A 19,318-nucleotide genomic window follows, 5' to 3' on the forward strand; every position below is an offset into this window, starting at 1 on the left:
AAAAGTATAGAGCCGTTCAGTATGATAATTACACTGGACAAAGAATAAGCTCATGGGATTTTGTTGCTACGAATGTTCGCAATACTTACCTTGCACCTGCTTACCAATAACAACCGAGTAGGCCAGCAACTTTCTGGTCTTCTAAAAACATGCTACTGAAAAAACAGAAAAACGAAGGGCGTTCCAGGATTGATCTGGAGCGTCCTTTTGGTGTTAATTTATCGTCCTGTAACCTTTGTCCACGCAGCAGCTAGCAGTGAAAGCCACGCCTTGCGAGATGAGTTATGAGCAGTACATTGAAGAGTGCATTATAGAAGAACCGCTCAACTGGCGAAGAATTAGCCCGTTTTTATATCGCTGTGCTTAACAAGGAAATATTTTTTCCATCATACAAAAAATAAACTTGGATCGTTCTAAGGCTTTATATTCTTCAACTTTTTAGCTACTGAAGGAAAATAACCCTTTTTTTTCGGTCCCATCCTCCAGAATAGCTATATCTATTTGTTTCTAAAGCTATCAAGGCACGTATTAACACATTAACTTAAAAATTGAATAATTCAGTTGCCAAATCGCATCAATGGAAAAAAATACGCCAAATGAAATAGCGGGAAATACCGATAACAAAAATGACAGATGAAAAGCAATTACCGCAGCTGATGTGGATTTATTTGGAGAGTATATATGGACGCTGAATTTGAGGTTTTTGCACGATGGTTGGTAGGATTTTTTAAATTTAAAAATATCAATACTTCTATTATTACTTTTGGTGTACTTACTTTGTCATATCTTATATTTATTACACTTAGATCACAAACAATAGTAGATATACTTAAAAGTGCTTTATTCACTATACCAATTTTCATACTATATTTAGTAATTGATCTTAAAAAAGTATTGAACATAGTAAATTTATAAAGTTTATTTATCATCCAATAGTAAAAATACTTGTTTCTATCCCTATGTTTATTGTTGTTCTAGTTTTCTATTCTCAACAATTGCATGATCCATTATATATAAAGTCATTTTTAATTGATTTAGTTTATATTTTGTGATACTCAGACGAAGAAATAAGAAACCAAAAAAAATTAAAATTGAAGGCAATGGAATCCATTTCCATGAATAAACATATTGTGATAACATAAGAATATAAATAAGGACGGTCCACCAACCGTCCCCAGTACGACAACTTGAGTAGGATACCCCTCCAAGCAAATTGTAGCGAGAAGAAAGTGACCCTCACCGGTGGCAACCTAAGAGTGGGTCACTTCTTTTTTTCGTTCAATATATGTCAGCAGCGCAATTAAAAAAGTTGCGAACATAAGTATATCGGAAAAAGAGAAGTTCATACGGTTCACCTCCTTTCCAGAGGGAACCCACCCACTCAAGGTGTGTTGTACAATCCAGATTATACCACGAGCCCTCTATTATGAGGGCTTTTTTATTTTAAATAGCAGTGAGGCTTTATCCCTCCTGCTCTTTTACTTTCCTCAATATCCGATTCACTTCTACGCTAACGGTCCGGTCATTAGGTTCTGACCGCTCGCGCAGCCATTCCAATATTTCCGGTTCGAAATAAATAGCCTCTCTGATTTTCTTCACCGAACCTTAACATATCGGATTCTTATATACAATCTGGCGGCGGCCTTACGCGGAAGGCGTGAAATGGAAAAGAAAAAAGCAGAATGCAGCAGCAACGGATTAATTCATGTTCCAGATATTCGTATTGAGTACAAAGGATTCACCATACAGCCTAAGCTGGACATGGGACGTAATCCTTTGCGGATAAAAGGGAATGATATACGGCGTGTCTACATCGTTGTGGAGAATGGTTGTCTTGCAATGCCTGGAGGTGTATGGGCCTGTTCAGTTGTTGAGGCAAAACACATGATTGACACCTATCTCGAATCAGGCGGGACGTGCAGAAGTTTAGGGAGTTGTTACGTAAAGCTGAATGCAATGAGTATGAAGAGGTATAATACGGGGTTCCATCCCCCTCTATAGGAGGTAACAATATGTATGATGTAATCTTATGGACCATATCCATATCTGGATGGGTAATAAGTCTTGCTTCATTATTGTTAAGTATCCGAAATTACTTTAGATAACAAAAAGCTCTGCCGACCATAAGGTTAGCAGAGCTTTTCAAATTTATTTAGAGTATTCACTTACTTCAAACGTCAGGATACGATCATACAGCATGTAGTCCTTACGGCTGCTGAATGGACCTTTATTATTATCGTGTTTATTTATGGCATATGAAGCCGATCCAGACCCAGCCTGCTTGCCTTCGAACCATAACCCTTTCGCGATTTCTTTTATCATTTGACACCTCCGAAGTATATTAGTCTTCTATACTAAATGGAGAGTCATGTCGAAGTATCATATAGCTTGTCACAATGTAAAAAAGGCCCTATCCATTATGGAGTGACACAGAGTAATTACTGCTATAAAATTTAAATGCATCATTGACAAGCACAATAACAACAAGGGCCCATTCAGTAATCGCAAAGACTACGTAATCTTCAATAAAATACTCACATTTGAAGTAAGTGAGTATTCAACTAAATAATCAACAAAGGACTCCATACTGGTTACATACCAGCGGAGTCCTTTTTCACATCTACTCTAAATTCAAACTGCTCACGGAAGAAATAAGAGCCGTTAGTCTTAATTGACTCCCGCGTTATCTTCTCTACTGTTCCTCCGTAGTCTACAATCTCCGTCATATCCTCGCTCAGTGACTGGACTACATATACTCTTACCTGGCTTAATGCAACTGCAAATAGTCCAGCATCTGACTTCAACACTTTATATGGTTTATATGGGATATAGGAATCTATCTGTTAGGTAATAGTTTCTTTTTGCTGTTAATAGATTCATGCTTATACATCGCTATCGCCACTGACATATAAATAAAGTATACCTTAGCAAGGGGGGATGCAGATGATCAAAACAAGAGTAAAAACGTTCAAACATCGTGTCGGTAAAAACAAATTCTTGGTCGTTAAAATTTTTCAGGCTGCAAATGCCAGAACAAGAAATGGTAATGCGCTGGCAACCAATGCACTGAACATCAAAATATCCAAACGCAAAAAGCACCACTAAGACCATCCGCACCTTCATTTCCTATGAAGGGAGGTGATTTCCATGAGTAGAAGAAGACACCATGTAAAAAGAAATAGCATTTCGATCCGGTCAAATCAAAAAGCGTCTGCACGTGCACAAGGCAATGCGCTGGCTGCCAATCTGTTCAACGTAAATGTTAAAAAGAGAAAACACTAATGTTTTCAGCAGGGCAAAGGCATTGCTCCCTTTCATATCTTTTAGCAACACTCTTTACGAAAAGAGCCTAAAAATATTCCCCAGCCGACCATTTAAGGTTGGCTGGGCTTTTTGTTATTCGAGTGTTTAGTTCTTTTCACAGAATTAAATCCAAAATGCTTTAGTAATGATAACCAACAGAATAAACAACACCAAGATTGCACCTATAGAGTGATGTCCACCGTATCCACCATAACCTGCTACACCTTCATGTCCACTCATGATTGCTTGAACCTCCTTTATTTGTAGTACAATATAAATATATGTACAAATTCGACAGAGGACAGGGCATACAGGTAAACAAAAAAACACCCCACAAGCTTAAGCCAGCAGGGTGTTAACACGTTTTTAGGAGACAGTATCGAACTTATACTTGGTGAAGTAAAAGAGGTGATTCAACAGCTTCTTTTCACAAAATTAAACCCACAATGCTTTAGTGATTATAACCAACAGGATAAAGAGCACCAAAATTGCACTCGTCGATGTGAAAGGACAAAAATGTTTGGCCCTATGCTCATGTCCATATTCACTCACATGAACTCCTCCTTTTTTAAAGATACGGTATAGAGTATGTGTCCTTAAAGAAATTGACAGGGCTAAACGGCAATTCGCAAAAAACACCCCACCAGCTTAGCCAGCAGGGTGTCACCGATGCTTTCGGATTACACAACGGTACTTCCGTATGTGTTGTTATAAGTATTGACAAAAATATTTAAACACTACATTGCTTTAATACATCACCACTAATTAAGCAGTGTTCTAAACATTTTTTTCTAGTTCTTCTAAATCACTATCCCAGATTTCCTTATAGATCATATGTTTCTTGATATCATAGTGATGTGATTTTCATCACTAAACAGAGCATAAGAGCATATAGCACTATACTCTGATTCTGATTGGCAAGAATTTAATAGGTTATGCACCTTACATATCAATTCATTCTGATCATCAATTGCCTGAGTACCATTGGTCTTCTCAATCCATTCACCAGTATATCCAAGGTTCCAGAACACTTGATTACCTATTTTGAATCTAGGCAATAAAAGATGTTCAGAATCATTTAGCTTAAAATCCGAACAGTTCTTTTTCCAATCTCGTCCTTGTTCTTTCATGATCCGGCCAATTCGGCGTCTGGACACCACGAATCCGCATTCATGGAGCATGACCTTGATCTTGCGTGTGCCGTAGGCTTTTGGAAGATATCCACAACCGCTTCGGTCATATCATCTTCATGGACCCGTTCCCTGGCTTCATAGTAGAACGTACTTCTTGCCATTTGTAGGACGCCCACACATTGCTGATACTGAGTATTTATCACGATTGTTCTGGATGATAGCTACTTTCGTTTCCATGATCAGTGCGGCTTGCTTTAAAATATCGACTCCATCTTCAAACGCTAGTTCTCTTTTCGCAAAGCCATCAGCTCGTTTTCATCTGAAGAACGATTGTCTTTCTCCTTGAAGGAGCCTGACGTCTGAGCTTGCTTGATCCAGCGATCCAAGGCTGAAGCTGTGAGTCCATATTCCTTCACAAGGACTGCCCGGGATTTTCCGTTTTCATAGCACCATTTGCTTTTTAAATTCTGAGGTGAAAGTTCGCCGTTGTTGTTTTGGCATTTATTTTTCTTGTCCAACTAAGTGTAGCCGATCCAATGTAGCAGTTGCTAAGTGTAGAACAAAGGGTCGAAGAAATAACTTAGAGCCTTTGTTGCTGCTCAGTCTTCTACAGAACTGATGTATCGAGGCTCAAAACACCTCTTTTCAGACTTGAAAAAATACTCTTTCCCCACGACTAGATGAGGAATAACGGATGTTGATGAGATATACAATTTTTTATATTCACTACCGTTAGCAGGATTACTTTGTATGACCAGATAATCTTTATTCATCTTTACTAATTTCGCGACTTCATGAACTGGAGATTTGTAATTAAAATAAATAACACCTATGCGAAAGTATTCCATTTTGGAGAAGGAGATGACATGGAACTGTTACATCGTTTCTATTTTGCCTCTAAAAATAAACCGATGGGATTTTTGCCGTGTTAGATTTATTTCACAGAAAATCAAATGAAGAACACACCGCAGCTTTCATAATTACGAAGTTGGCAGGTAGGCTTTATTTCTCATGTAAGTTCGTCCTGCTTCACCTGTGTTGCAGAAATTGGAATGATATTGATTTAAAATCCTGTTTTCGCTGTTCAAACTGGGCTATAGTCTCTATAATGCCTTTTTAATTTCATAAAAATTGAAATGCAATGATTACCAAAATGAACAGCCATGGAGGAGAACATGGAAGATTTTAAAGATCGTTTACATATGATCCGCCGGGAACAGCACAAGCTGCTCAAGGAGTATCAAATCTTAATCGAAGATTATGAGGCCTCGGATATTGTTCTGGAGAATGAGGTGCTGCGCAAAAAATTTGAGGAATATCAGGCTCGCTGTATTCATCTGGAAGAGCGGGTACGGCATATTGAGCAGGAAAATGGCAAGCTGCGTACTTCGCTAACGGAGCAAATGTTGAGCGAAAAAGCGAATATGATCCGCATTTCACGCGAAAAGCTGGAGACCTATTTTGCTGCCAGAACAACAGAGGGGCAGAACCGTCTAACAGCCTTTGAATACGGGGCTAAAAACCGGGTGGATCATCTTGTTCAGCAGGCTGCTCATGAGTTAAAAGAGGATCGGGACGAGATTGTCGCCAGATTGCGATTGTTCTCGGAGGAGATCCGCGACCGGATCATGGAGCAACGCGGGCGCTTTCAGGAAGCAGAGCAAGACTGGCTTCACCAGACGACAAGTGAGCTTCGGCAGCTGGAGGAGGAGGAGATCAGCGAAGAAACAATGCAGAAGCGCATGAAGCAAAATCAGTTTGAAATGAAGCTGGGCTTGAACTGGATCAACAAGCTGGGGATTTTACTCATTATTTTAGGTGTGGGAGCGACCTTTAAATATTCATATTCGAACTGGTTTACAGGCAATATGAAGGGCGTGGTCTTTTTTCTGCTCGGAATGCTGATGTTGGCCGCAGGAGAATGGCTATACCGCAAGCAGAAGCAAACCTTTGCGCTCGGCATTTTGGGCGGCGGGATTTCTGTGCTGTATGGATCGATTTTTTACAGCTACTTTTTGCTTGAGATCATAGGAATGTATACAGGCATCGGATTGTCCGTATTGATTACAGTAACTGCCGTGCTATTGTCATTAAGGTATGAATCCCGAACGATATGTTCTTTTGGCCTGGTCGGGGGATATCTTCCGCTGTTTTCCTATATGGCAGCGAACGGGCTGGAAGGAAACGCTGTTTATATCGCCATGGGCTATCTGTTTCTGCTGAACCTGCTCATTCTGCTTGTATCTTTGCGCAAACGTTGGGTGATTGTGCAATATATCAGCTTCTTACTCAATACGCCCCTGATGGTTGTGCTGGCTTGGTTATCAGCCAATGCTGCAGTGAGCATGATGTATGCCGTTATTACATTTACGATGTATCTTGGCATGACGCTGTGGGTCCCGTTCCGGTTAAAGGCCAAGCTATCATGGCTGGATTTCTCCCTGCTGGCTCTTAACACGGTTGTGAGCTGCAGCGTGCTGTATGCTCTCTTTGGGGATGCAGGTCTCGATGATTACAAAGGCTTGCTGGCGCTTGTTTTCTGTTTGGTGTACGGGGGCTTGGGACAATGGGTCAGTCGGCATATTCCAGCGGAGAAACAAACGAAAATATTATTTTATGCGACTTCACTGACCTTTGCTATCCTCATGGTTCCATTCCAGTTTGGAGTGAGGTGGCTATCTATGGGCTGGCTGATTGAGGCCGTTCTTCTAACATTGTGTGGCTTCCGCTATCGGTTAAAAGAATTGGAACGTGCAGGCTGGGGCATTTTATTACTGTGTTTGGGGGCATTCTTTTTCGTCGATTTCCCTATTTATCTGCTGTCAGGATTTGAGACGGATTATTTTGGGCTCAAATACACACTCATCACGCTGGGGATGTTGATCGTTACGGTCTTTTATGCTATTCAGTTCAGCCGTCCGGATGCGTTCAAAAACAATCACTTGTACGAAATGCGTATCATGCAGGGGTTTAAATATGCAGCTTTGGTGAACGTGTACCTCTATCTCTTGTATGAAGCAGGGCACTGGTATGACATCGCCGTTTCGGATGGGTTTCCACATTACATCTTGTACAAAATACTCTTGTATACTTTGGTGTCGTTGGTGTTGGCTTATTTCCTGCCTAAAGTGAAGCTGTTGTACGATCGAATGATTAAATACTACAGCCTGGCATTGTACATTATAGGCTATGCCTTGGGACTGCTGGTTACCGTAACGGTTCCAACCTTGCATGATTATTATGCGCAAAATACGGCTGCGGATTATGTAGCGCTGGTGGTACTTGCCGCTTTTAATGTACTGGTCTTCTTCAGCAGCAGAGACTTCCTGAACGCACTGATGACACGCCATTACAGAAGCACAGAGCTGTATCCGGTCATTATGGGTGTGTATTTGCTGGGCATCGTTACCGCCTTCCTCGGGGTACAGTTCCGTCTGGGGGATGCAGGTCTTGTATTCAGCCTGGTATATCTGCTGCTGGCGATTCTGTATATCGTCTATGGCTTCCTCAAGCGGGTGGTCTACATTCGCAGATTCGGTCTGGGGGTGACCCTGCTGTCGACGGGCAAGCTGCTCTTGTATGATCTACACCTGTTAACTGCAGGAAGCAAGATCGTAGCATACTTCTCCTTCGGGGTTGCATTGCTGGCGATTTCGTATATTTATCAAAAAGTATCCAATCGTATGGGAGAAACCATCATAAAGAAGGATGTTAAAGAAGAAATGTAGTTTTTTTGTTGAATTATGTAGATATTCGACAATATAAAAATTAATAAAGATAAATAGTTAAAAATTTGTGTATGACCTTATATCCTACTTACGCTATAATGAGAAAAAATTATTTATGAACGCATGCTAATGTTTATGCGGAAGTAGCGAGAATGAGGGGGGATATAATGAGTTTGAGCAAGGGGCAGAATAGCCTGTCTGATAAAAATGAACGCTTCTCGTCAGCCGGATTCATCTTGGCAGCAATCGGGAGTGCGGCAGGATTGGGTAATATCTGGAAATTCCCATATATTACTGGGAAATACGGCGGGGCTGCATTTTTCTTGTTGTTTATTGTCTGCCTGTTGCTTGTAGGCTTGCCTGTACTTTTGGCGGAGCTTACGCTTGGGCGTGCTGGACGAGGAAGCGCTGCTTCCGCCATGGTAAAAGTAGGCGGTCATCCGATTTGGGGCAAGATGAGCATTATGTTTGTTATCGTGCCGTTTGTTATTTTGTCGTTTTATGCCATTGTGGGAGGCTGGACACTGCACTATGCCGTAGAGGCATTTAGCGGACACTTGTTTACGAATAATGATTTCGCAGGGCAGTTTGCTTCCTTTTCTTCTGGTTACGCGCCGTTGGTTTGGCTGTTGATTGTTTTTGCATTTACGGCGGTCGTGGTTACGCTTGGGGTATCAAACGGGATCGAGAAGTTCAATAAAATTTTGATTCCTGCCAAAGTGATCCTGCTGCTCGTGTTAATGGTAAATGCGCTCATGTTGCCAGGCTCCGGTGCGGGTGTAGCCTTCTTTCTGAATCCTGACTTCTCTAAGCTAAGCCTGGAGTCTGCATTGGTTGCTTTGGGACATGCTTTCTTCTCCCTCTCTCTGGGGATGGGGATTATGATCACCTACGGCGCTTATGTGGATCGTAGACAATCGCTGGGTGGAGCGATGCTGGCAGTCGGTGGCGGGGATTTAATCTATGCCTTTATCGCCGGTATGATTATTTTCCCTACAACCTTCTCCTTTGGTATTAACCCGGCTCAAGGGCCGTCGCTGGTCTTTATTGCTTTACCTGCTGCGTTCTCCGCTATGCCTTTCGGCGCTTTCTTCGGCGGTTTGTTCTTCGTATTGCTGGCGGTTGCAGCATTAGGCTCCATGGTATCCCTGCTGGAGGTACCCGTTGCCTATGTCATGGAGCGGCTGCGCTGGAGCCGTGTTCGCTCGGTTATCGTTGTATCGATACTGTGCTTGCTACTGGGTCTGCCTTCGGCATTGTCCATGGGGTTGGTGCCCGAATTAAAGGTTGGTGGCAAATCATTCTTTGATTTTGTCGACTTCACAGCATCCAACATCTTCTTGCCGTTAGGCGGCTTGCTGATTGTTATATTCACAGGCTACTACTGGAAGACTGTGGGTGAGCACGCGAATCTCAATCCTTTCTGGTTCCGCGTATGGCTATTCGGTCTTCGGTATGTTGCGCCAATCCTGATGGTGCTGGTCTTCCTGTACACCTCAGGAATTATCAAATTTTAAAGAAACCAATTAAAAAGGCACTTTCTTCCCAAGGGAAGAGATGTCTTTTTTTGTATATCTATCAATGCTTACTTAACTGTGGAAAGGAGTGATATAATAAAGACATTGTCACTAATTTTAACTTCAATGAAATCATTGCGATTAGGAAGTTTTATATAATGAACAAAAAGGCTACAGGGCATCGCACAGACGATGTGCAGGAGAGGGAAAGGGCAGAGGAGCATTGGAACAGACAGAAAGCTTGAACTTGCAAGAAGGACGGCGGCTGAAATGAAATCGAATCGGTTGCCATCACAACGTCGTTATATGCCAGGTTTGGACGGATTAAGAGCGCTGGCGGTTGTCGCAGTCATGATATATCATCTGAATCCGGACTGGTTGCCGGGAGGCTTGCTCGGTGTAGGCGTATTTTTTACTTTATCCGGGTATCTGATTACAGATATTCTGGTCAGTCAGTGGGATACATATCATAGCTTTAAAATGAAGGATTTCTGGTTGCGTCGTGCCAGAAGACTGCTGCCTGCCATGCTGACAGTTGTGGCTGTCATTGTTCTCTGCTCGTTGCTTTTTGATCCGTCAAGGCTTACAGCCTTGCGCGGAGATGTACCTGCCGCTTTAGTGTATATGAGCAACTGGTGGTTTATTTTTCATCAGGTTTCGTATTTTGAAAGCTTTGGGCCGCCTTCTCCACTTGGCCACTTGTGGTCGCTTGCGGTGGAGGAGCAATTTTATATTTTGTGGCCGCTGCTGCTGGCGCTGGGGCTTAAATGCATGCCGAGGCGCAGTGTGCTCGCTGGCTGGGTGACCAGTCTGGCGTTCATCTCTGCGCTTCTGATGGCCGTGATTTACGTACCGGGAAGCGATCCGAGCCGGGTGTATTATGGCACGGATACGCGCGGATTCGCCCTGCTCATCGGTGCAGCGCTGGCATTGGTATGGCCGAGCGGCAAGCTGAAAGAGCAGACCTCTGCAAAGGCGCGCTTGCTTTTGGATAGCGTCGGTGCAACCAGCTTGCTGCTTCTTTGTCACTGGGCGTGGGCCTCGAACGAATACGACCCGTCTATGTACCGGGGCGGTTTGCTAGGCATAGCCTTGGTCAGTGCTGTTGTGGTTGCAGCGTTAGCGCATCCAGTGAGTCGTCTCGCCCGACTGCTCGGACTCAAGCCGCTGCGCTGGCTCGGGGCCCGTTCCTATGGGCTGTACCTGTGGCATGTGCCGGTGATCACGCTGACGACGCCTCAGGTGGATACGGATGGCGTTCATGTCTTGCGGATTCTATTGCAGATGTCAGCCGCTTTGCTGCTGACATCTCTCTCGTTCAAATATATCGAGGAGCCGATTCGATACCGGGGATTTCGTAGTTGGATTGCGGGCATCCGTTCAGCGGTTCGCAGACAGATACGGTGGAGATGGATACCTGCAACTGCGGCCTCTGTGCTTTTTGCAGGTATAGTTGCGGGTACGGTTCACCTGTACGTGGCGTCCCCTGACGCAACGATACAGGCGTCATCAAGTGATGAGAAGCCTATTGCGAAGTCAAAGGCGACGCCGGCGCTTCATGGAACGGTACCCGTGGCCTCCAGTGAGCCCCAAGCGAAGCCGCAAGTATCTCATAGCGGCAAGGAGCAGAACTCAGCGCCGACACCCCCCCAAGCGCCTAAAGATACGGAGGTCAATGCTATGACAGTCGATGGCTCGAGTGTGACTGCGATTGGGGACTCTGTCATGCTGGATGTGCAGTCGTACATAGAAAAATCTTTTCCAGGCGCTGTTGTAGATGGGCAAATCGGTCGTCAGATGGCGGAAGCGCCCGCCGTCCTGGATCAGCTGAGGCGGAACGGACAGCTAGGGCAGACGGTTATTATCGAGCTGGGCACAAACGGGGCTTTTACCAAGGATCAGCTATCCAATCTGCTCGCCAGCTTGAAGGATGCGAAGCGTATTATACTCGTCAATACCCGTGTGCCCCGGCCGTGGGAGAGCATTGTAAACAAACATATTGCCGAGGCTGCGGCCCAGGACCCGCGAATTACAATGATCGACTGGTACGGAGCCAGCTCTGGCAAGAACTCATACTTCGAGCATGACGGAGTCCATTTGAAACCCAAAGGCGCCAAGGCATACGCGTCATTGTTAGCCCAGGCTTTAACGAAGCCATCTTAATGAAGAGCAATCATACAAAACCACCGGGCGCAGACCGTCCCAAGACGCGGTGGTTTTTCTCGTTTTAGCATGAAACTTCAAGAGGTCTCGCTGCTAAGTAGGAGACAGGAAATACTAATCGTGCTGTGGAGGTACATAAGCTAATGGAAAAAGGCTATTCATACGGCAGCAGGGCAAGCGAGCACCGTTCCAGGAGGAACAGAAGAAGACTCGTATTGCTCGCTATTTTATTATTTGCAGTGGGTTGTATTATATTCATTTCAATCAAGGTTTCAGGTAGCAAGCCGCCCGGACAAACACAGGAGGTTGCTAAAAAAACAAATTCCGTATCGAACGATTCACCTAAAGTCACAGCAAAGACGGATTCCAAGGGTAACGCTGCTATACCAAAAGATGAGCCTGGGGTAGAGGACGGCGCTTTTGTTGAGAAATATTTAAAACAGCAGATGCTTGGGCAAATGCCGGATGGAGCTGATGGCAAAAAAGTGGCTTACTTGTCTTTTGATGACGGGCCATCTGTGACGGTGACACCGCAAATACTGGATATTCTGAAAAAGCAGAAGGTAAAGGCAACCTTTTTTATCGTTGGAAAGGAAGCCAATGAAAATGAGCATACAAGGAACCTCATCAAAAGAATCGTTAAGGAAGGTCACGCGATCGGGAACCATACGTATTCACACAATTATAAGTACTTGTATCCTAACAGGAAAGTAAATACAGCGCATGTTATGCAGGATATTGAAAGAAATAATCAGGTCTTAAAAAGCATTCTGGGACCGGACTTCTCGACCAGAATGATTCGATTCCCGGGGGGCCATATGACTTGGAAGAGAAGAGATCCGCAGGGGATGGCTGCACTGGATAAGGTTCTGCTTCAAAAGGACTACCACCAAGTAGATTGGAACGTATTAAATAAGGATGCTGAGGGTGCACCCAAAAAAGCGGCCGGGTTAATAAACCAATTTATGAGGTCGTTAAAAGACCGGGAAAAGGCTGTGATCCTAATGCATGATACCTATGGCAAGGAAGAGACAGCCAAAGCTCTGCCGGTCATCATTGAATATCTCAAAAAACAGGGATATGAGTTCAAGGTTATGAAATGAACCGATTCCAAAGGGAAAGAATGAGTAACCAGAGAGGACGGTGCATATAGCTACCGTCCTCTTTGTATGGTATGAAAGTATTTATTCCGTAAGCGAGCGCTTGGATTAGATGCGTTCTGCTTCACCCATCGCCTGAATAAAAGCACCAATACCTTTAGGATCGTTGGTTACAATAGGCTCGCTGATATAGTAGGCGAATGTACCGTCCCGGCGATCTTTGCCGCCCAGGCCGCTTACTTGCACCGTTTTGTTCAGATTTACAAGTCCTTCTTCGGTAATCGTAATAAATTCATCGATAATCCCCTTGCGGATGATCTCCGCTTCTTGGCGATAATGCTCCGGCAGATAGCCTTTGCGTACGCCTTTGGCAATAGCATAAAGAATCATACAGGAAGCGGATGATTCCAGATAGTTGCCTTTCACGTGCCCCATATCAAGCACTTGATAAAAGACACCGCTAGCTTCATCGCGAACCTTTAGCAGCGCTTCGAGGGTTCCTGTCAGCATATTAAGCAGGGCAGGACGGTCTGCATGATCTTCCGGAATATAATCCAGCACATCTGCAAGTGCCATGACGAACCAGCCCATGGAGCGGCCCCAGAAGTTTTTGGAGCAGCCAGTTTCCGGGTTGCACCAATGTTGCTCCCGCTTCTCATCCCAAGCGTGGTAGAGCAGTCCCGTTTTAGGATCACGCGTATGCTTATAGCACAGCTTGAATTGCAAGGTAACATCGTCAAATTCTGACGGATCGCCGAGCTCCCGGATAAATTCAGCATAGAACGGAGCACCCATATACAGGCCGTCCAGCCAAATTTGATACGGATAAATTTGCTTGTGCCAGAATGCGCCCTCGCTTGTGCGCGGGTGTTTTTCCAGCTGGCTGCGCAACTGGCAGGCTGCTTTTTTATAACGCTCATCTCCTGTAACGTGATACAGGGGGAAGAGAAGTTTGCCGTTATTGATGTGGTCGATGTTGTACTCATCGACGTTATAGTGCTGAATGACGCCGTTCTCGTCTACAAAATGATCCATATGTTTTTTTATATATTTCATATATTTGGGATCGCCTGTCAGTTCGCCAACCCATTCCAGACCTTTGTAAATGACCCCGTGGTCATATTCCCATTTTTCATAAGATTCCGGGCTTCGTGCCAGAACGGAGTCGCTCATACGCACAGCCCAGGAATCGGTTTTTATCGTAGTAGTCGCTGCTTGTGATGTTGAATTTGCCATGATACAGTCACCTCTTTGATAAATGTTTGATTGTGTGGTTGTTATTTGTTTACATCGAAGGCGTTTGTGCCTCAGGATCAGCAGGTTTGCTCTTAAAGCCCACATTATTGTGGCCCCAGCACCGTTCGTACTTAAATCCTGTCAGCTGCTCGAACACTTTCCGGGCCTCCGGTTTGACTGATTTCATGGAGCCCCCGTTTTTGAGACGATCAATTTCGGCGATGAGCTTCTTGTGGCTGTCAATGTCCAGCTTCATGATGACGGAAGCAATCATACCGATGATCGCCAGAGCAATAGTACCGACGACGAGTACATAAAAGATCGCATGTTGAGCGGCGATGGGCTGACTATCAGCCCCGGATACGAAGCCAAAGTGCTGCAACACCCAGCCAAGAATGAAGACGACAACGGCTCGCACCATTTTACCTGCAAAAGTCATCATACCTGCGTAAATGCCCTCTCGGCGGCGGCCAGTCAGCGCTTCGTCCACGTCGGCAAGGAACGTATATTGATTCCAGGGAATGTAGTAGACACCGCCTGTACCCAGACCCATGAACAGTGTAATGATATACAACCAAATCATCATATTGGAGGCGCCTGTCAAATAGAGTATGCCGTAACCTAATACGCTAAAGCAAACGATGATGAGTGCGGCGATGAAAGGCATACGGAACCCTTTGCGCACGCAAAATTGAATGAACAGATAGGTAGAAACCAGTTGGATTACAGAGTTAAAGCTGTTCAGATTGGATACCAGTTCCGAGCTTTGGAACAGGGAAAAGACAATAAAGTACGTAAAAGCGGAGGTGAACAGCCATTCGGCTGAGAATCCGCCCAAATACATACCGAGATGGTGACGGAATGTTTTTACCCGGAAGGTCGATGAAATATCGACAATGAGCTTTTTCATGGAACCAATAAAAGAGAGTGGAGCCTCGCCTTCCAATTCCTTTTGTAATTCCTCGTCGGGACGCTCCCAGGAGTTTTTGTACAGAAATGCCAAAGCGATCAACAGAATAGCTGCAAATACAAGCCCGGTATACAAAAAGGGCAGTGGAGAATCTTTGCCGTAAGCGGCGATAAAGCGGCCAGGGATGAAGGCTGCGGCAAAGTTGGCCATTTTGCCGAACATCGCTTTCCATCCGGTCAGTCTGGAGCGAGCGCCAAAGTCCCGGGTCATCTCTGCGGCCAGCGCTTCATATGGCACCATAACAGAGGTATAAACCAGCTCAAACAGCACATAAGTACTCAGGTAATACCAGAAGCCCAACCCATCTACCCAAAGCAACGGATACACGAGCATCAGCGGGATACCCAGCATGATGAAAAAACGGCGTCTGCCGAATTTACGGCCCAGACGGGTGCGATGAAAATTGTCACTGATGAAGCCCATGATCGGATTGCTGACTGCATCTATGATGCTGGCAACGGAGAAAATGGCCGCGGCCTGAACTGGAGACAGTCCGCAAAAGGTCGTATAGAAGTACATCAGCCATGCGCCGCTGACGGCCAGTGCGCCGCTTCCCAGCATGTTGCCGCTTCCATAGGCGAGAGTATGTTTCAGTGTGATTTTTCGTTCCATCATCTGTTCACCTCATATTTTGTCTGGTTATGAGGACAATCACCGGTCGCTATATTATGCAGTATGGTCTAGGTTGGTAGATGGGCCAGGCGTCCTGATTAAAAGGGGCTTTTAACGCGCCCCTATGTTAGTACCGCTCGGAGTTCCCGAACCGACCAGATCGCTTCCCTTGGCCAGCTTGAAGAAGTTGTCCAACTGGATGGAACCGTCTGCACCCCGTGTGATGGAAGGCACGAGACTGACAAAGTCGTCTGCACTCACGGTCAGACCTTTGGCATTCGTCGACTTTTTGTTTTTCCACCAAACGTTGGAGTTGTCACGATCTGTACCGCTTGTTTTGTCACTAGAGCTTCCGTTAAAGGAAAGGTTGTTAATAAACACGTGATCACCCTTGTCGAAGGCGAAATTACTTTGTCCATTGTCCCATGAGGTATTATTGGTCAGCGTAATACTACCTGGGTTGCTATTGTACGTAAAGCCGTGTTTTTTGTTCTGGAAGGCAATGCTGTTTTTCACGATATGGTCGACTTTGATTTTGTCCCCACCCAGCTTAAAGCCGTTGCCGTCACTGTTATTGGTAGACGTACCATCTGAGGTCTGGCCGTTGTGATGGGCAACACTGTTCAAAATGGTTACCGCACCGATGGGACCTGTTTCTGTTTTGCTATATAAATCCCAGCCATCGTCTACGTTGTACGCAGCCAGACAGTTATCAAACACATTGCCTGGTCCTACGGTTAGCTTGGCGGCAAAACCGTCGGCATCCTCACCATTGTCGGGATCAGCGTTATCGTGAGAATAGGAATTCAAAATTAAATTGTTTGAAGGCCACTCACTGTTTGAGGCGCTAACGGAGTAACGTCCAAGCTGGAGCCCAGTATCTCGATTGTGGTGGGTTTCTACATTTTCAATACGGTTGTTGCTGCCGCCAATATAGATGCCGTTATCCCCGGCACCTTTGACTTCAAGCCCTTTTACTAGCCAGTAGTCTCCAAAAAGCTGAAGTCCCCGGTTGCTTGAACCAAAGGATTGTGCTGAGAAATCAAGTACCGGCTTTTCGCTGCCGTAAGCAACCAGTCCTTTGAGGGCACCTTTGTTGCCGTTATTCCCATGCTGAACTGTAATCGTTGAGGAGTAAGCGTAGTTGCCACCGCGCAGGTAAATAGTTTTACCCGGCGCAATTTGGGTAAGTGCTGCTTCGAGCGTGGTAGGACTGGATATCGTACCTGGATTGGACACGTTACCATTTGGCGCCACATACAAGTCGCCCGCCGCTAGCGTCGTGGAGACAGCAGCTGAATCAACTGTGCTGAAAATCTCTGTGGAAGGAGCAGAGGCAGCAATATTGGATGACGGATCTGCGTAAGCGGTTCCAATAAGGAATGAAGAAGCGAAAACAAAAGAAACTCCGAGGCTTAGAGCATTAAAGCCGTATTTTTGACGGTCATTGCGTTTGGACATAATAATTCCTCCTTATTTGGTCTCATATTCTAAGAAATTGAAGGACATTTATAAGCGGCTCATGCTTTTTGTTCAATAAAGTCAGGACACCTCCCGGGCACGCAGATTCGTCTAACGTATGTCCGAAACGCTCTAAGATGTATATGCACAGTGTAATATATGTTAACGTTTGCATCAACAGTATTTTGCTGTTTTTTTGATATTGTGAAGAAAAGTTCACACTTTTGTTTCAACTAAAATTGCATTTTTGCCAGACTGGGAAAATTTGATTATACTTAAACATTATACATATAATAGGAATGAAATCTGTGATAAAAGGCGGGTTTAACGCATGGCAAACGAGAATGATTTGATGAATTCAACGTCTAAAGAATTGCTGGAAAAGCATCCGCTGGTTAAAAGCGAGATGATAGATTGGCTTAAAGCGGTTATTGCATCCATTGTGCTCGTGTTCATTATACGTTGGCTGCTATTTGCGCCATTTATCGTTGAGGGAGCATCCATGGAACCGAACTTCAAGACAGATGAACGAGTTGTCGTGAACAAGCTTATTTATAGTTTGCGTGATCCCAAGCCCGGTGAGGTTACTGTATTTCATGTCAGAAAGGAAGGTAAGGATTTTATTAAGCGCGTCATTGGTGTTGCGGGGGATCAGATCCAATACCAAGGCGACCATCTGTACGTAAATGGCAAGAAAGTAGAGGAACCATACATTCAAGGGGCTGTCCAGGCGGCGCACGCCAAGGGGGAGCAGTATAACAATGTCGACTTTCCAAATGGAACCATCACCGAGTCCAAGGTTCCGGAAGGCTATATTTTTGTCATGGGGGATAACCGCAATAATAGCAGAGACAGTCGTGCCATTGGCTTTGTTCCCATCAAGGATATTGTTGGGCGGGCGGATGCGATTTTTTGGCCGCTGGACAATGTGCAATGGGTAAGGCATAGATAATATAAGAGCGCCTAAGACGGGACACAGTTCCTCGTTTGAAGTAATATCGTCTAATACCTGCTACGCCGATTGACAGCGGACAACAGAAGAAATGCTCCGGGCATTGGAGCGGTTCAAGGCCTAAAGCCGCGCTATATAGAAGCGCAGTCTGGAACATGATCAAACCAAGAGGACTTGCGTAAATCACACGCAAGTCCTCTTTTTTTCGTCTTTGGGTTTGTATATTGCCTCAGCCTTTGACGGCTCCGGCAACAATGGCAGCCTCCGTCAAAATCCTTCAGAAAGCCTTTGGGTACATGCTTGACAGTGTCCACTCGTAGACCGTCGACCCCCGACTCGTTCAACAGCCATTTGATCCAGTTTCTGAGCTCGTTGGCGGTATCGGGGCTGTCCTGATCTAGGTCATCCAATCCGGCCACCTCACCGTACCTTATTACCTGTACCGCCGCCGTTATCGCCTGGTTTGGCCTTGCTGATAATATACTTTTTGAATCCATTCAGTTCACCGGTTGGCGAGCCGTCGCTGTTAACAAGATTGTTGATGCGAAGCCGTGGTAACCAAATTTGGTAATCTTCTCTTCGATTTTTTGGAAACCACCGCCGCCTGTGGGGAGCGCATTTTCACCATTCAGCCGTACACCCTAGGCCTTTGCAATCGAAGAGATGGTATCCACCAGTGTCGATGGCAGGTAATAATTCGGTGCTGTGCCGCTGTCATTCATCTCCAGTGCAGTAAAGGTCAAATCCAGATCGGCATCTTTGAATTTCTGGATGGCATATACTCCGCTGCTTTTCAGTGATTGCAGCTGCTTTTTGAATGAACTCCAGTCATTGATCTTTGCCAGCGGCCCCATGACGGAAACCTGAAAATCATCAGCAACCGCAGCGCTTGCCGTGTTGGAGGGTAAGCCAATGAAGACGGTCAGAGACAGCATCAGGCTTAGCAGAATCAGGCACCCTTTGTTCCATAAACTTCGATACAAGGTCAAACCGATCATCCTCCCCAAAGCATTGTCATTTCAACAACATATTGTAAACGTCGACAAATATGATTATAGCGCAATCGGTTGCATAAAAAGGAGGGTTTATTGCACCCTCAGGGGGGGAGAAATATGACTAACTTGCAGTGGCGTTTGTGTCTTT

Annotated in this window: 15 protein-coding genes and 3 pseudogenes; 8 read left to right on the top strand and 10 right to left on the bottom strand. The window is 45.0% G+C overall.

Annotated features, from left to right (window positions below; genetic code table 11):
• Nucleotides 1-1,461: 1,461 nt before the first annotated feature.
• The gene (locus JO375_RS09135; RefSeq protein ID WP_229524170.1) at nt 1,462-1,599 is read right to left on the bottom strand and encodes a hypothetical protein; all 138 of its coding nucleotides are present in this window, start codon (nt 1,597-1,599) and stop codon (nt 1,462-1,464) included.
• A gap of 63 nt (nt 1,600-1,662) precedes the next feature.
• Here JO375_RS09135 and JO375_RS09140 point away from each other — a divergent pair, with 63 nt between their 5' ends.
• On the top strand, nt 1,663-2,001 hold the full coding sequence (locus JO375_RS09140; RefSeq protein WP_229524171.1) for a hypothetical protein: 339 nt from the start codon (nt 1,663-1,665) through the stop codon (nt 1,999-2,001).
• Nucleotides 2,002-2,148: 147 nt separating this feature from the next.
• Here JO375_RS09140 and JO375_RS09145 read toward each other — a convergent pair.
• A pseudogene (locus JO375_RS09145) lies at nt 2,149-2,295 on the bottom strand (fibronectin type III domain-containing protein); the annotation flags it as partial.
• Nucleotides 2,296-2,591: 296 nt separating this feature from the next.
• A complete protein-coding gene (locus JO375_RS09155; RefSeq protein WP_229524172.1) occupies nt 2,592-2,807 on the bottom strand; it encodes a hypothetical protein in 216 nt (71 codons plus the stop codon).
• 136 nt (nt 2,808-2,943) lie between these two features.
• Here JO375_RS09155 and JO375_RS09160 point away from each other — a divergent pair, with 136 nt between their 5' ends.
• Together JO375_RS09160 and JO375_RS24510 are read left to right on the top strand one after the other, a co-directional pair.
• Nucleotides 2,944-3,105, top strand: coding sequence for a hypothetical protein (locus tag JO375_RS09160; RefSeq protein ID WP_197029894.1), 162 nt, complete (start codon nt 2,944-2,946; stop codon nt 3,103-3,105).
• A gap of 42 nt (nt 3,106-3,147) precedes the next feature.
• Nucleotides 3,148-3,282 carry a hypothetical protein gene (locus tag JO375_RS24510; protein ID WP_267497679.1) on the top strand — a complete coding sequence of 45 codons (135 nt, stop codon included), beginning with the start codon at nt 3,148-3,150 and terminating at the stop codon, nt 3,280-3,282.
• A 144-nt stretch (nt 3,283-3,426) separates the two neighbouring features.
• On the opposite strand, the gene JO375_RS09165 is transcribed toward JO375_RS24510, so the two are convergent.
• Together JO375_RS09165 and JO375_RS24985 are read right to left on the bottom strand one after the other, a co-directional pair.
• Nucleotides 3,427-3,543: a YjcZ family sporulation protein gene (locus JO375_RS09165; RefSeq protein ID WP_229524173.1), complete on the bottom strand. Its 117-nt coding sequence runs from the start codon at nt 3,541-3,543 to the stop codon at nt 3,427-3,429.
• A gap of 842 nt (nt 3,544-4,385) precedes the next feature.
• Nucleotides 4,386-4,937, bottom strand: a pseudogene (locus tag JO375_RS24985) (IS3 family transposase); the annotation flags it as partial.
• Nucleotides 4,938-5,611: 674 nt separating this feature from the next.
• Here JO375_RS24985 and JO375_RS09180 point away from each other — a divergent pair.
• From JO375_RS09180 to JO375_RS09195, 4 genes are all read left to right on the top strand, one after another.
• Entirely contained in the window at nt 5,612-8,164 is a 2,553-nt protein-coding gene (locus JO375_RS09180) for a DUF2339 domain-containing protein (RefSeq protein WP_229524176.1), read from the top strand.
• A gap of 167 nt (nt 8,165-8,331) precedes the next feature.
• The gene (locus JO375_RS09185; RefSeq protein ID WP_229524177.1) at nt 8,332-9,681 is read left to right on the top strand and encodes a sodium-dependent transporter; all 1,350 of its coding nucleotides are present in this window, start codon (nt 8,332-8,334) and stop codon (nt 9,679-9,681) included.
• A 270-nt stretch (nt 9,682-9,951) separates the two neighbouring features.
• Entirely contained in the window at nt 9,952-11,844 is a 1,893-nt protein-coding gene (locus tag JO375_RS09190) for an acyltransferase family protein (protein WP_229524178.1), read from the top strand.
• Between the two features lie 143 nt (nt 11,845-11,987).
• The gene (locus JO375_RS09195) at nt 11,988-12,947 is read left to right on the top strand and encodes a polysaccharide deacetylase family protein (protein ID WP_229524179.1); all 960 of its coding nucleotides are present in this window, start codon (nt 11,988-11,990) and stop codon (nt 12,945-12,947) included.
• Nucleotides 12,948-13,052: 105 nt separating this feature from the next.
• Here the strand turns inward: JO375_RS09195 and JO375_RS09200 are convergent, their stop codons facing one another.
• From JO375_RS09200 to JO375_RS09210, 3 genes are all read right to left on the bottom strand, one after another.
• Nucleotides 13,053-14,180: a glycoside hydrolase family 88/105 protein gene (locus JO375_RS09200; protein ID WP_229524180.1), complete on the bottom strand. Its 1,128-nt coding sequence runs from the start codon at nt 14,178-14,180 to the stop codon at nt 13,053-13,055.
• A gap of 49 nt (nt 14,181-14,229) precedes the next feature.
• Entirely contained in the window at nt 14,230-15,762 is a 1,533-nt protein-coding gene (locus JO375_RS09205; protein ID WP_322098719.1) for an MFS transporter, read from the bottom strand.
• 111 nt (nt 15,763-15,873) lie between these two features.
• Nucleotides 15,874-17,223, bottom strand: a complete 1,350-nt coding sequence (locus JO375_RS09210; RefSeq protein ID WP_229524182.1) for a right-handed parallel beta-helix repeat-containing protein — start codon at nt 17,221-17,223, stop codon at nt 15,874-15,876.
• A 331-nt stretch (nt 17,224-17,554) separates the two neighbouring features.
• Here JO375_RS09210 and lepB point away from each other — a divergent pair, with 331 nt between their 5' ends.
• Entirely contained in the window at nt 17,555-18,175 is a 621-nt protein-coding gene (lepB, locus tag JO375_RS09215; RefSeq protein ID WP_229524183.1) for a signal peptidase I, read from the top strand.
• A gap of 131 nt (nt 18,176-18,306) precedes the next feature.
• Here the strand turns inward: lepB and JO375_RS09220 are convergent, their stop codons facing one another.
• Both JO375_RS09220 and JO375_RS09225 read right to left on the bottom strand, forming a co-directional pair.
• Nucleotides 18,307-18,672: an alpha-amylase family glycosyl hydrolase gene (locus JO375_RS09220; RefSeq protein ID WP_229524184.1), complete on the bottom strand. Its 366-nt coding sequence runs from the start codon at nt 18,670-18,672 to the stop codon at nt 18,307-18,309.
• Nucleotides 18,602-19,164: pseudogene (locus tag JO375_RS09225) on the bottom strand (family 14 glycosylhydrolase); the annotation flags it as partial. The gene JO375_RS09220 and the pseudogene JO375_RS09225, both read right to left, overlap by 71 nt.
• Nucleotides 19,165-19,318 lie beyond the last annotated feature (154 nt).

It is taken from the genome of Paenibacillus farraposensis, assembly GCF_020736845.1.
Classification (GTDB): Bacteria; Bacillota; Bacilli; order Paenibacillales; family Paenibacillaceae; genus Paenibacillus; species Paenibacillus farraposensis.

What these genes read in the sequence shown, in the direction of transcription:
- lepB (WP_229524183.1), top strand. Translation starts at nt 17,555, where the DNA reads ATGGCAAACGAGAATGATTTGATGAATTCAACGTCTAAAGAATTGCTG.
- JO375_RS09190 (WP_229524178.1), top strand. Translation starts at nt 9,952, where the DNA reads ATGAAATCGAATCGGTTGCCATCACAACGTCGTTATATGCCAGGTTTG.
- JO375_RS09160 (WP_197029894.1), top strand. Translation starts at nt 2,944, where the DNA reads ATGATCAAAACAAGAGTAAAAACGTTCAAACATCGTGTCGGTAAAAAC.
- JO375_RS09185 (WP_229524177.1), top strand. Translation starts at nt 8,332, where the DNA reads ATGAGTTTGAGCAAGGGGCAGAATAGCCTGTCTGATAAAAATGAACGC.
- JO375_RS09210 (WP_229524182.1), bottom strand. Translation starts at nt 17,223, where the DNA reads ATGTCCAAACGCAATGACCGTCAAAAATACGGCTTTAATGCTCTAAGC.
- JO375_RS24510 (WP_267497679.1), top strand. Translation starts at nt 3,148, where the DNA reads ATGAGTAGAAGAAGACACCATGTAAAAAGAAATAGCATTTCGATCCGG.
- JO375_RS09205 (WP_322098719.1), bottom strand. Translation starts at nt 15,762, where the DNA reads ATGGAACGAAAAATCACACTGAAACATACTCTCGCCTATGGAAGCGGC.
- JO375_RS09180 (WP_229524176.1), top strand. Translation starts at nt 5,612, where the DNA reads ATGGAAGATTTTAAAGATCGTTTACATATGATCCGCCGGGAACAGCAC.
- JO375_RS09200 (WP_229524180.1), bottom strand. Translation starts at nt 14,180, where the DNA reads ATGGCAAATTCAACATCACAAGCAGCGACTACTACGATAAAAACCGAT.
- JO375_RS09195 (WP_229524179.1), top strand. Translation starts at nt 11,988, where the DNA reads ATGGAAAAAGGCTATTCATACGGCAGCAGGGCAAGCGAGCACCGTTCC.
- JO375_RS09220 (WP_229524184.1), bottom strand. Translation starts at nt 18,672, where the DNA reads ATGGATTCAAAAAGTATATTATCAGCAAGGCCAAACCAGGCGATAACG.
- JO375_RS09165 (WP_229524173.1), bottom strand. Translation starts at nt 3,543, where the DNA reads ATGAGTGGACATGAAGGTGTAGCAGGTTATGGTGGATACGGTGGACAT.
- JO375_RS09140 (WP_229524171.1), top strand. Translation starts at nt 1,663, where the DNA reads ATGGAAAAGAAAAAAGCAGAATGCAGCAGCAACGGATTAATTCATGTT.